The following is an 11,095-nucleotide window of genomic DNA, read 5'->3' as shown; positions in this document are numbered from 1 at the left end:
CCGCCGGCGGGGGGGGGGGGCGGGGTGTTGCCCACATCCCGGGGGGGCCCCCCGCGGGGGGGGGGGGGGGCCCGCCCGCGGGGGGGGGGGGGGGGGGCGGGGCGGGGGGGGGGGCCCCCCGCCCCACTGCGTGGTCCGGGTACGGCGAACGCCGTACGGGAGCGGTCAGTTGCCCGGCGGTCTCGTCAGTTCCGTGCCGGTCCGGGCGCAGACCGAGGCCGCCACCCGGGACGCGAAGTCCAGCATCTCCGTCACCTGCTCACGGGGCAGCCCGGCGACGCCGCCGGGCCCGCCCACGCCGTGCGCGGTCAGCCAGTTGATGACGCCGGCCATGAACGCGTCACCGGCGCCGATGGTGTTGACCACCTGCACCGGCACCGCGGGCACGGAGACCGGCTCCGCGTCCCCGGCGAACGCCGTGGCGCCCTTGGCGCCCCGGGTGAGCACCACCAGGCGGCCCTCCGCGGCCAGCCGCCGGCAGCTCTCGTCGGGGTCCGTGCCCGGCCAGAGCCGGGACAGGTCCTCGTCGCTCGCCTTCACGACATGGGCCAGCGAGCAGAGTTCGCGCAGCAACCGCGGGGCGGACTCCGGGTCGAGCGTCCGGTCCTCGCGCACATTGGGGTCCACCACCAGCAGCGAACGCGCGGCGCCCGCGCGGGCGGTGGCCGCGACGGCCCTGGCCGCCGGTTCGACGACGGCGGCGACCCCGCCCACGTACACGGCGGCGAACCGCTCCACTCGCGCCGCGTGGTCCGGCAGCCGGAACGTCGCCGTCTCATCGAGGTGGAAGTGGTAGCCGGTGCCGTCCGGGCCCGGGTCGGCGACCGCGAGCGTCGTGGGCAGCTCCGAGCGTGCGCACAGGCCGAGTTCCGTCCCGGCGTCGGCCAGCCAGCGCTCGATCAGCCGGGCGAAGCCGTCGCCGCCCAGCGCCCCGGCGAACCAGCTCGGCGTACCGAGCCGGGCCAGTCCGGCCGCGACATTGGCGGGCGCGCCGCCGGGCTGGGCCCGGTAGGTCTCCGGGGCGTCCGGTACGGGGACGAGGTCGATGAGCGCCTCGCCCATCACCAGTACGGCGCCGGGTGGAACCTCGGTCACGGCTGGACCACGATCTTGCGTCCCTGGCCCGCCTTGAACTTCTCGATGGCCTGCGGGTACTCCTCCAGCGGCAGCCGGTCGCTGATGAAGACCGCCGGGTCGAGCACCCCGGAGGCGAAGAGCGCGGCGGCCCGCTCGTAGCTGTGCAGTACCGCCATGGAGCCGGTGATCGTGATCTCCTGGTTGTAGATCCGGTACGGCTCGATGACGGCGGTCGTGGCGTAGTCGGCGACGCCGAACTGGAGGAACGTACCGCCCTTGGCGACCCGGCCCAGACCGTCCTGGATGGCGCCCGCGTTGCCGGTGGCGTCGATGACGACGTCCCAGCCGGTGGGCCGGTCGAACTCGTCCGCCGAGGAACCGGAGCGCGAGCAGCCGAGCTTGCCGGCGGTCGCCAGCCGCTCCGGGTTGATGTCGAGCATGTCCACGGAGGCGGCGCCGGTGCGCTTGGCCAGCTCCAGCATCATCAGGCCCATGGTGCCCGAGCCGTAGATCAGCACCTCGGCGCCGAGCGTCGACCTGAGCACGTCGTATCCGCGTACCGCGCAGGAGAGCGGCTCGATCAGGGCCGCGTCCTTCACGTCGATGTGGTCGGGCAGCTTGACACAGTTGGCGACGGGCGCGACGGCGAACTCGGCGGCCCCGCCCGGCTTGCTGACCCCGATCGCGTTCCACCGGTCGCACAGGTTGCCCCGTCCGGTCCGGCAGTAGCGGCATTCGTGGCAGTACAGGGACGGGTCGACGGCGACCTTGTCGCCGATCGCCAGCTCGGTGACGTCGGTGCCGATCCCGACGATCTCACCGGCGAACTCGTGCCCCGGGATGATCGGCAGCGTGGGCGCGAACTCGCCCTGCAGGATGTGCAGATCGGTGCCGCACAGTCCGCACGCGGCAACGGAGACAACCACGTCCCGAGGGCCAGGGGTGGGGTCGGGAACCGTCGTGACGGAGACCTTGCCGACGGCTTCGACGATCGCAGCCCTCATTACTTCACAGCTCCAAGAGAAAGGCCCTGGACCAGCTTGTCCTGGGCGGCGAAACCTGCGGCGAGCACCGGCAGGGACACAACGACGGAGGCCGCGCACAGTTGGGCGAGGAAGAGCCCCTGGCTGGTGACGAAGCCCGTCAGGAACACGGGGGCGGTCTGTGCCGTCACCCCGGTGAGCACCCGGGCGAAGAGCAGCTCGTTCCAACTGAAGATGAAACAGATCAGTGAGGTCGCCGCGATACCCGGGGCGGCCACCGGCGCCACCACCCGCAGCAGGACGGTCGGCAGCCGGGCGCCGTCCACCTGCGCGGCCTCGATGATGGAGACCGGTACGTCCGCGAGGAAGGACTGCATCATCCACACCGCGATCGGCAGGTTCATCGAGGTGTAGAGGATGACCAGCAGCCAGATGTTGTCCAGCATGCCGACGTTCTTCGCGAAGAGGTAGACGGGCAGCAGCCCGGCGACCACCGGCAGCATCTTCGTGGAGAGGAAGAAGAACATGACGTCCGTCCACTTCTCCACGCGCTTGATGGAGAGCGCGTACGCCGCCGGCAGGGCCAGCACGAGCACGAAGAGCGTGGAGAAGAACGACGCGGTCACGGAGTTGATCAGCGGCGGCCAGGGGCTCGCGCCGCCGCCCTCGCCGAAGAACACCCGGTAGCTGTCGAGGGTGAGTCCGGCGGTGAGGGAGGGCGGGTTGGTCGCCGCGTCGGCCTCCGTGTGGAAGGAGGTGAGCAGCATCCAGAGCGCCGGCAGGCAGAAGACGATACCGACGATCCAGGCCAGCAGGCCCAGCCCGGCGGAGCGCCGCCTGGCCCGCCGGGCGGCGGGGGCGTACTTGTCGTACGTGGTGGCGTGTGACCTGCCGGACACAGCGCTGTTGGAAACGGAGAGAGTACTCACGCGCGGTTCGCCTCCTCACTGAAGAGGGACGAGACGACGCGCAGGGCGAAGGTCGCGATCACGATCGTGCCGATCACGACGACGACTCCGGCGGCGGAGGCCAGTCCGTACTCGTGAGCCTGGTAGAAGGTCTGGTAGATGGTGTACGGCAGGTTCGCGGTGCCGAGGCCCCCGGAGGTGAGGGTGAACACGGCGTCGAAGTTCTGCACGATGTAGATCGAGCCGAGCAGGATGCCCAGTTCGAGGTAGCGGCGCAGGTGGGGCAGGGTCAGATAGCCGAACATCTGCCATCCGGTCGCGCCGTCCAGCTTGGCCGCCTCCATGATCTCGGCGGGCCTGCTCTGGAGCCCGGCGAGCAGGATGAGCATCATGAACGGGGTCCACTGCCAGATCAGCGCGGCCTCGACCGCGAGCAGCGGCATGTCGGAGATCCAGTCGGGCTGGGTGGGGTTCTCCACGCCGAAGAGCCCGGTGAACCAGGCCCAGCCGCCGTTGAGGAGCCCGTACTCGGGGTTGTAGAGGACGTGCTTCCACATGAGCGCGGCCGAGACCGGGACCAGCAGGAACGGGGTGATCAGCAGCGTACGGACGAAGCCGCGGCCGATGAACTTGCGGTCGAGCAGCAGCGCGAGCAGCAGTCCGAGCACCACGCTGGCGATCACGACGGTCGCCGTGAGCAGCACGGTGGTGAAGACCGATTCGCGCAGGCTCGCGTCGGTGAACACCGAGCCGTAGTTGCTGAGCCCGGCGAAGCTGCGGTCGTCGGGGGCGAGCGAGTTCCAGTCGAAGAGCGAGATGAACAGGGTTGCTACGAAGGGCAGTTGGGTGACCGCGATCAGGAAGATCAGGGCGGGCAGGAGGGGAGCCCGGGTGGCCCAGGCGCGGGCCCGGGAGCCTCCCCGGCCGGCCTGGTGCGACGCGGTGGGGCGCGGCGCCCCGGCCGGGTAGTGTGGGGGTGTGCTGACGGAGGTACTCACTTCTGGTCCTTGCCCACCTTTTCGGCCAGCGCCTGCGAGTTCTTGAGCGCTTCGGCCACGGTCTTCTTGCCGGCGATGGCGGCACTGATCTCCTGCGAGACCTTGGTGCCGAGGTCGGTGAACTCGGGGATGTCGACGAACTGGATGCCGACGGTGGGACGGGGCTGGGTGCCCGGGTCGGTGGGGTTGGCGTTGGCGATGGCGTCCTTGGTCACCTCGGCGAACGCGGCGGCTTCCTTCAGGTAGTCCGGGTTCTCGTACGTCGAGGCGCGCTTGCCGGCCGGGACGTTCGACCAGCCGGCCTTCTCACCGGCGAGGGTCTCGTACTCCTTGCTGGACGCCCAGGAGATGAACTTCCAGGCGCTGTCGGTCTTGCTGGACGCCTTCTGCATGCCCCAGGCCCAGGTGTAGAGCCAGCCGGAGCTGTCCGTCTTGTCGACCGGGGCGGGCACGTAGCCGATCTTGCCCTTGACCGGGGAGCCCTTGGCCTCCAGCGAGCCGGCGCCGGCGGTGGCGTCGTACCACATGGCCGACTTGCCCTGGGTCATGTTGTTGAGGCACTCGGCGTAACCGGCCTGCGGGGCGCCGGCCTCACCGTGCTCGCGCACCAGGTCGACGTAGAACTGGGTGGCCTTGGTGAACTCGGGCGAGTCGAGCTGGGCCTCCCAGTCCTTGGTGAACCAGGTGCCGCCCATGGTGTTGACCACGGTCGTCAGCGGCGCGATGACCTCGCCCCAGCCGGGCAGCCCGCGCAGACAGATGCCCTTCATGCCCTTCTCCGCGCCGTCCGCCTTGGCGGCGAGGTCCGCGACCTGCTGCCAGGTGGGCTTGTCGGGCATGGTCAGCTTCTTCGCCTCGAAGACGTCCTTGCGGTACATCAGGAAGGACGACTCACCGTAGAAGGGCTGCCCGTAGAGCTTGCCGTCCTCCGCGGTGAGGGAGTCGGAGAGGGGCTTGAGTATGTCGCCCTGGTCGAACTCCTTGTCCTTCTGGGTGTACTCGTCGAGCGCGTGCAGCCAGCCGTTCTTCGCGAAGAACGGCACCTCGAAGTTGCTGATGGTGGCAACGTCGTACTGGCCGGCCTGGTTGGAGAAGTCCTGGGTGATCTTGTCCCGGACGTCGTTCTCCGGCAGGACGGTGAAGTTCACCTTGATGCCGGTTTCCTTGGTGAAGTTGTCCGCGGTCAGCTTCTGCAGGTCGACCATCTGCGGGTTGTTCACCATGAGTACGTTGAGCGTGTCGTCGCCGCCGGCGGAGGAACCCCCACCCGCGCCACTGCACCCCGCGAGAAGCGCCGTCAAGGCCACGCTCGCGCCGATACGCATGCGGACTCCACGACGTCGTTGTTGGAAGTGCATGTGAGATCTCCTGATTGTTCGGGTGGGAAATGGGGGATGGTGAGAGGGAGGGCGGTACGCCGGGGTGGCCGGTGCCCGCGGGGGGTGACGAGATGTCAGGGGTGGTGCGGTGCGCGGTCGGGCACGGATCCGCCGTCAGACGCGTATGACCTGCGGTCCCAGCAGCGAGTACCGCTGGGCCTCCGCCGAGGGCAGCCCCGAGTCCGTGACGATGGACTCGAAGTCGCCGACCTCGGCGAAGCGGCAGAAGCTCACCGCGCCGAACTTGGTGTGGATCCCGGTGAAGACCCTGCGGCGGGCGCTGCGCATCGCCTGGGCCTTCACCTCGCTCACGGCGGGGTCGGGGGTGGTGAGCCCGTACTCGCGCGAGATGCCGTTCGCCCCGACGTACGCCAGGTCGATGACGAATTCGGAGAGCATCCGGGTGGTCCAGTGGTCGACGGTGGCCATCGTGGAACCGCGCACCCGGCCGCCGAGCAGCAGGACGGCGATCTTCTCGGCGTCGGCGAGGGCGGTGGCCACGGCGAGGGACGCGGTGACCACGGTCAGCGGCCGGTCGCGGGGCAGCGCCTCGGCGACGAGCTGCGGCGTGAACCCCTCGTCGACGAAGACCGTCTCGGCGTCACCGAGCAGATCGGCGGCGGCCACCGCGATCCGGGACTTCTGGGGGACGAGCCGGGTGGTGCGCACCGCCAGGGTCGTCTCGAATCCGGCGCTCTCCACGGGATAGGCACCACCGTGGGTGCGCCGTACCAGCCCGTGCCCCTCCAGGGCGTGCAGGTCCCGCCGTACGGTCTCCTTGGCGACCTGAAGCCTCCCGGCCAGTGCGGTGACTTCCACCGACCCGTCGCTCCGGGCGATCTCCAGGATTTCTCGTCGACGCTCGTCGGTGTCCACGACCACACACTTCCCTGCTTTGCTGCGGCTCAGCACCCGTTCGGGCTCATGCGTCGTTTGTACAAGCAGGGAACCCGCTGCGACCAGGCTCTTCACAGCATTGAGTGAGTCCGAGTCTGCCCGTTCGACCAGGACCGTATGCCCTGGTCACACCCCTTGAAGGGGTCGGTGTTGCGCGGATCACTGCCCGAATGGCGGCACTCCGGTGCCCGATCGGCGCCCGGTACGGTCCAGCCCGTGCCCGGAAACGGAGCCCGTATTCGGGCAGCGGCGAGCAGATCCGGGCAGCTCGCGGGGGCGCGTCCCGCGGCGGGCGCGCGCGGGAGGGGACGGGGTGAACAGCCGTGTTCGGAGATACGTATCCCTCCCCGGCGGTCCGGCCCGGTCGGCGCCCTGCCCGCGGGTTTTTCTTGGCGTGCCCGGGTCCGGGGGTCTTTACTGGCCGTGCACGGCACAATTCGACGGATATCCAGGAGCACACGCATGAGTGGTACAGCCCAGATCGGTGTCACGGGGCTCGCGGTGATGGGCCGCAACCTCGCCCGGAACTTCGCCCGCAACGGTTTCACCGTGGCTCTGCACAACCGCACCGCGTCGAAGACCCGTGCCCTGGTGGACGAGTTCGGTGACGAGGGCACATTCGTCGCCACGGAGTCGGCCGAGGAGTTCGTGGCGGCGCTGGAGCGGCCCCGCCGACTGGTCATCATGGTGAAGGCCGGCGACCCGACGGACGCCGTGATCGAGGAGTTCGCCCCGCTGCTGGAGGAGGGCGACGTCATCATCGACGGCGGCAACGCCCACTTCGCGGACACCCGGCGGCGCGAGAAGGACCTGCGCGAGCGCGGTATCCACTTCGTCGGCGTCGGCATCTCCGGCGGCGAGGAGGGCGCGCTGCACGGACCGAGCATCATGCCGGGCGGCTCCACCGAGTCGTACGCCTCGCTCGGCCCGATGCTGGAGAAGATCTCCGGCAAGGCGAAGGACGGCACGCCCTGCTGCACCCACATCGGCCCGGACGGCGCGGGCCACTTCGTCAAGATGGTGCACAACGGCATCGAGTACGCCGACATGCAGCTCATCGCCGAGGCGTACCACCTGCTGCGCTCCGTCGCCGGCTACTCCCCCGCGAAGATCGCGGAGACCTTCAAGTCGTGGAACACCGGCCGTCTCGACTCGTATCTGATCGAGATCACGGCCGAGGTGCTGGCCCATACGGATGAGGCGACCGGCACGCCGTTCGTGGATGTCGTGACCGACCAGGCCGAGCAGAAGGGCACCGGCCGCTGGACCGTGCAGATCGCCCTCGACCTGGGCGTCCCGGTCTCCGGTATCGCCGAGGCGGTCTTCGCCCGTTCGCTCTCCGGCCACGCCGGGCTCCGGGAGGCCTCCCGTACGCTGCCGGGCCCGGCGGCGGCGCCGCTGGACGAGGCCGCGGCGGCCCGCTTCGCCGACCAGGTCGAGCAGGCGCTGTACGCGTCGAAGATCGTCTCGTACACGCAGGGCTTCCACCAGCTCCAGGCGGGCAGCGCCGAGTACGGCTGGGACCTCGACCTCGGTTCGATCGCCGCGATCTGGCGGGCCGGGTGCATCATCCGCGCCGCGTTCCTCGACCGGATCCGTGAGGCGTACGACGCGCAGCGCGACCTGCCGAGCCTGCTCTCCGACAAGCAGTTCGCCGAGGAGATCGGCGCGGCCCAGGAGGACTGGCGCGCGGTGGTCGCCTCCGCCGTGCACCAGGGTGTGCCGACCCCGGGCTTCGCCGCGGCGCTCGCGTACTACGACGCGCTGCGTGCCGAGCGGCTGCCCGCCGCGCTGACCCAGGGCCAGCGCGACTTCTTCGGCGCGCACACCTACCGGCGCACGGACCGCGAGGGCTCGTTCCACACCCTGTGGGGCGGTGACCGCTCCGAGGTCAGGACCGACTGATCCGGGTACCGGCCGGCCGAGCCTCGGGAGGTCCGGCCGGCCGTCGGCTCAGCCGAGCGGCCCCGGCTGCGGCTCCGGCTCGGGCGGCGGTACGGGGCCGGGTCCCGGCGGCCCGGGGACCGGGTCGGGGCCGGGGATGGGCGCCGGAGGCGGCGGCGTGGGTACGGGGGACGGCGGGCCCGGGGGGACGGGATCCGGCGTCGGCCCCGGGCCGGGCGGCCCCGGCGGCGGGGTGGGCGACGGCGGAACCGGGTCGGGGTACGGACTGGTCATGCCTGTCCTCCAGAAGTGCGGGAGTCGTGCCTTCCCAATGTCTCCCGGTGCGCGTGCCCACGCGCGCCGGGTCCACGCATGGTCCCGCCGGCGCGGTGCGCGCGCCGGGCCGTACGGCGGAAGACCGCGCGGCAGCGGCCGGTGGGATGCCATGTGGCGTCGCCCGAAGGCCGCGCGGCAGCGGCCGGGCGGGAGGACGCGGGGCGGTCAGCGGGCGGCGGCCGCCACCGCCGCGGCCAGTCCGGTCGCCGGTCCCGCGAGCACGGGCACATCACCGCGGGTCCGCCCGGCCGCGTCGGCCATCGACACCTGGGCCAGCACGATCACCCCGGCCGCGCCGGGCTCCGTGACCGCGTCGACGGCGGCGGCGACCGCGTCCAGATAGCCGTCCCGGTCCCCCGCCTCGAAGCGCTCCCAGGCCCCCTCGACCAGCACCGTACGCAGTTCCAGGGGACGCCCGGCGGCCGCCTCGCGGATCAGCGCGGCCGTCGGCTCCAGCGTGGACTCCAGCGCCGCGACCACCACGACGCGGCCCGCCGCCGCCGCTGCCTCGGCCATCGGCCGGTCGACCCGCAGCACGGGCACACCGAGCGCGGCGCCGGCCCGCTCCGCCACGTCCCCGATGGTCGAGCAGGTGCACAGCACGGCGCTCGCGCCCTCGGCGACGGCCGGGGCGAGCACGGCCAGGATCTCCGCCGCCACGGCCTCGGGCCCCTCGGCCCTGGCCCGGACGAGCAGTTCCTCCACGACGAGGTGGCGCAGCGCCACACCGGGGTGGCCGGCGTCCCGCAGGGCGTCGAAGACCGGGACATGGACCGGGGAGGTGTGCAGCACAACGAGCATGGCCCGATGTTATGCCGGGGGCCCGGCCGCGCGGTGCTCCGTCGTCAGCCGTTCCTCACCTGCGCCTTCGCGGCCTCGACCACCTCCGGCGGCGCCTCGGGTGCCGCGTCGGGGTGGCGCTGCGCCCAGCGGGCGGCGTACGGGCAGAGCGGCACGACGAAGGCGCCCTCGCGCGCCGCCATCGCGTAGAACTCCCGGACGAGGGTGCCGGCGATGCCCTTGCCCTCGTGTCCTTCCTCCACCACGGTGTGCACCGCGACCAGCGCGGCGGGCACGGCGGGGGTCTCCGGGGTGGCCACCAGGGCGACGTACGCGATGGTCCCGACGGCCTGACCGTCCTCGTACGCCTCGAAGCGGCCCTGGGGCCGGTTGTCACGGATGTTCAGGTCTGCCATGGGGCCTGTCTCCCTGCTGTCGGTCGGGTCCCGGTGGGGCCGGACCCCGTACGGTACGGGCACCGGTCCGGCCGGGTGCGCGGCGGGATCGCCCGGACGGCCGACGGTCCCGCGAGGAAAACCCACGCGTTCCCGGAATCCCCCGGCGCATTCCCCGGCCGTGGGTGGAGCACGCGCCGGTGTCCGTGCGTTCCCTGCGCTTCTGATTCCCTTTCCCGAATTCCCGGACCCCGCGCGGCGCGTGGACTCACCGGTCTGCCGTAGGCCGTCGGACGGAACGGGCGGCCTTTTCGTCCGGCCGCCCGGACGCGGCGGCCGGGCCCGGCGCCTAATGTCAGGCAGGTGTGATGCGCGGTGCGGAACCGCCCGGGAAAAGGAGAGCACATGGCCGTACGCAGTCCACGCCGAAGAGGTTATCCGGAAGGTCTCGGCGGCGAACTCGTCGCCGAGTTCCTGGGCACTCTCGTCCTGCTCCTGCTGGGCTGCGGATCGGTGGCCGTGGCGGTGGTCGGTCTGCCGGGTTCGGGCCGTCAGGTCGCGGCTTTCGGGCCCGCCAACTGGCTCATCATCTCGTGGGGCTGGGGCCTTGCGGTGGTCTTCGGCGTGTATGTCGCCGGTGGTATCAGCGGCGCGCACATCAATCCGGCGGTGACGCTCGCGTTCGCGGTCCGGCGGACGTTTCCGTGGCGGAAGGTCCTCCCCTACTGGGGCGCCCAATTGGTGGGCGCTTTCATCGGGGCCGCGCTCGTCTATGCCACGTATCGATGGGCGATCGACGCGGCCAACACGAAAGCGGGAGTCGGGCGGGAACAATCCCTTTCCACGTACTCGATCTTCGCCACGTTCCCCGCCGAGTATTTCGGCAATTCATGGTGGGGGCCGCTGCTCGACCAGATCGTGGGGACCGCCGTCCTGCTCCTGCTGATCTGCGCGCTCATCGACACGAAGAATCTGGCGCCGGGGTCCAACCTCGGCCCGTTCCTGACCGGTCTGGTCGTCTTCGCGATCGGTCTGACCTTCGGCACGAACGCCGGGTACGCGATCAACCCCGCCAGGGACTTCGGCCCCCGGCTCTTCACCTTCTTCGAGGGCTGGGGCTCCATCGCGCTGCCGGGCAGCTACCAGTGGTTCAGCCACTACTGGTGGATCCCCATCGTCGGTCCGCTCATCGGCGGCATCATCGGATCGCAGCTCTACGAGCGGCTGATCGCCCCGGTCATCAGGACGCGTGGCGGACCGACCGAGGAGGGCCGGGTCCCGGCCACGGACGCCCCCACGCCGCCGCAGCCCGCCGCCCGCAGGACGCCGGTCGACGAGCCGCCGACAGAGGCGCGGTAGCAGCGGGTACACGTACGAGGGGTGGGGGCCCCGCCCCCGGGGCCCCCCCCCCCCCCCCCGCACCCGCGCCCGCGGGGGCGGGGGGGGGGGCGCCCGGGG

At 71.4% G+C, this 11,095-nt stretch carries 10 protein-coding genes; 2 read left to right on the top strand and 8 right to left on the bottom strand.

All coding sequences use genetic code 11. The features are described 5' to 3' along the window. Nucleotides 1-165 precede the first annotated feature (165 nt). The 6 genes from ACIQ7D_RS03685 to ACIQ7D_RS03660 form a co-directional block, all read right to left on the bottom strand. Nucleotides 166-1,095 carry a PfkB family carbohydrate kinase gene (locus ACIQ7D_RS03685; RefSeq protein WP_403933211.1) on the bottom strand — a complete coding sequence of 310 codons (930 nt, stop codon included), beginning with the start codon at nt 1,093-1,095 and terminating at the stop codon, nt 166-168. After that, a complete protein-coding gene (locus ACIQ7D_RS03680) occupies nt 1,092-2,081 on the bottom strand; it encodes a zinc-dependent alcohol dehydrogenase family protein (protein WP_403933209.1) in 990 nt (329 codons plus the stop codon). Before ACIQ7D_RS03680 ends, ACIQ7D_RS03685 begins: the two co-directional genes overlap by 4 nt. Continuing rightward, nucleotides 2,081-2,959 (bottom strand): carbohydrate ABC transporter permease, encoded by an 879-nt coding sequence (locus ACIQ7D_RS03675; protein ID WP_403933804.1) that lies wholly within the window; start codon nt 2,957-2,959, stop codon nt 2,081-2,083. The genes ACIQ7D_RS03680 and ACIQ7D_RS03675 overlap by 1 nt, the downstream gene beginning before the upstream one ends. Before the next feature lie 26 nt (nt 2,960-2,985). Further along, the gene (locus ACIQ7D_RS03670) at nt 2,986-3,966 is read right to left on the bottom strand and encodes a carbohydrate ABC transporter permease (RefSeq protein WP_403933207.1); all 981 of its coding nucleotides are present in this window, start codon (nt 3,964-3,966) and stop codon (nt 2,986-2,988) included. Next, nucleotides 3,963-5,324: an ABC transporter substrate-binding protein gene (locus ACIQ7D_RS03665; protein ID WP_403933205.1), complete on the bottom strand. Its 1,362-nt coding sequence runs from the start codon at nt 5,322-5,324 to the stop codon at nt 3,963-3,965. Before ACIQ7D_RS03665 ends, ACIQ7D_RS03670 begins: the two co-directional genes overlap by 4 nt. A 135-nt stretch (nt 5,325-5,459) precedes the next feature. Then, a complete protein-coding gene (locus tag ACIQ7D_RS03660) occupies nt 5,460-6,221 on the bottom strand; it encodes a DeoR/GlpR family DNA-binding transcription regulator (protein WP_403933203.1) in 762 nt (253 codons plus the stop codon). A 483-nt stretch (nt 6,222-6,704) separates the two neighbouring features. On the opposite strand from ACIQ7D_RS03660, the gene gndA reads away from it, so the two are divergent. Next, the gene (gndA, locus tag ACIQ7D_RS03655; RefSeq protein WP_403933201.1) at nt 6,705-8,147 is read left to right on the top strand and encodes an NADP-dependent phosphogluconate dehydrogenase; all 1,443 of its coding nucleotides are present in this window, start codon (nt 6,705-6,707) and stop codon (nt 8,145-8,147) included. Between the two features lie 480 nt (nt 8,148-8,627). Here gndA and ACIQ7D_RS03650 read toward each other — a convergent pair whose 3' ends face one another. Both ACIQ7D_RS03650 and ACIQ7D_RS03645 read right to left on the bottom strand, forming a co-directional pair. Beyond that, the gene (locus ACIQ7D_RS03650) at nt 8,628-9,263 is read right to left on the bottom strand and encodes an aspartate/glutamate racemase family protein (RefSeq protein WP_403933200.1); all 636 of its coding nucleotides are present in this window, start codon (nt 9,261-9,263) and stop codon (nt 8,628-8,630) included. Between the two features lie 44 nt (nt 9,264-9,307). Then, nucleotides 9,308-9,658 (bottom strand): GNAT family N-acetyltransferase, encoded by a 351-nt coding sequence (locus tag ACIQ7D_RS03645; RefSeq protein WP_403933198.1) that lies wholly within the window; start codon nt 9,656-9,658, stop codon nt 9,308-9,310. Between the two features lie 384 nt (nt 9,659-10,042). Here ACIQ7D_RS03645 and ACIQ7D_RS03640 point away from each other — a divergent pair, with 384 nt between their 5' ends. Continuing rightward, nucleotides 10,043-10,996 carry an MIP/aquaporin family protein gene (locus ACIQ7D_RS03640; protein WP_403933196.1) on the top strand — a complete coding sequence of 318 codons (954 nt, stop codon included), beginning with the start codon at nt 10,043-10,045 and terminating at the stop codon, nt 10,994-10,996. Nucleotides 10,997-11,095 lie beyond the last annotated feature (99 nt).

This window comes from Streptomyces sp. NPDC096310 (assembly GCF_044763125.1).
In the GTDB taxonomy this organism is placed as follows: Bacteria; Actinomycetota; Actinomycetes; order Streptomycetales; family Streptomycetaceae; genus Streptomyces.
This window is presented reverse-complemented; position numbering and strand designations above follow the sequence as displayed.

What these genes read in the sequence shown, in the direction of transcription:
- ACIQ7D_RS03680 (WP_403933209.1), bottom strand. Translation starts at nt 2,081, where the DNA reads ATGAGGGCTGCGATCGTCGAAGCCGTCGGCAAGGTCTCCGTCACGACG.
- ACIQ7D_RS03665 (WP_403933205.1), bottom strand. Translation starts at nt 5,324, where the DNA reads ATGCACTTCCAACAACGACGTCGTGGAGTCCGCATGCGTATCGGCGCG.
- gndA (WP_403933201.1), top strand. Translation starts at nt 6,705, where the DNA reads ATGAGTGGTACAGCCCAGATCGGTGTCACGGGGCTCGCGGTGATGGGC.
- ACIQ7D_RS03650 (WP_403933200.1), bottom strand. Translation starts at nt 9,263, where the DNA reads ATGCTCGTTGTGCTGCACACCTCCCCGGTCCATGTCCCGGTCTTCGAC.
- ACIQ7D_RS03645 (WP_403933198.1), bottom strand. Translation starts at nt 9,658, where the DNA reads ATGGCAGACCTGAACATCCGTGACAACCGGCCCCAGGGCCGCTTCGAG.
- ACIQ7D_RS03640 (WP_403933196.1), top strand. Translation starts at nt 10,043, where the DNA reads ATGGCCGTACGCAGTCCACGCCGAAGAGGTTATCCGGAAGGTCTCGGC.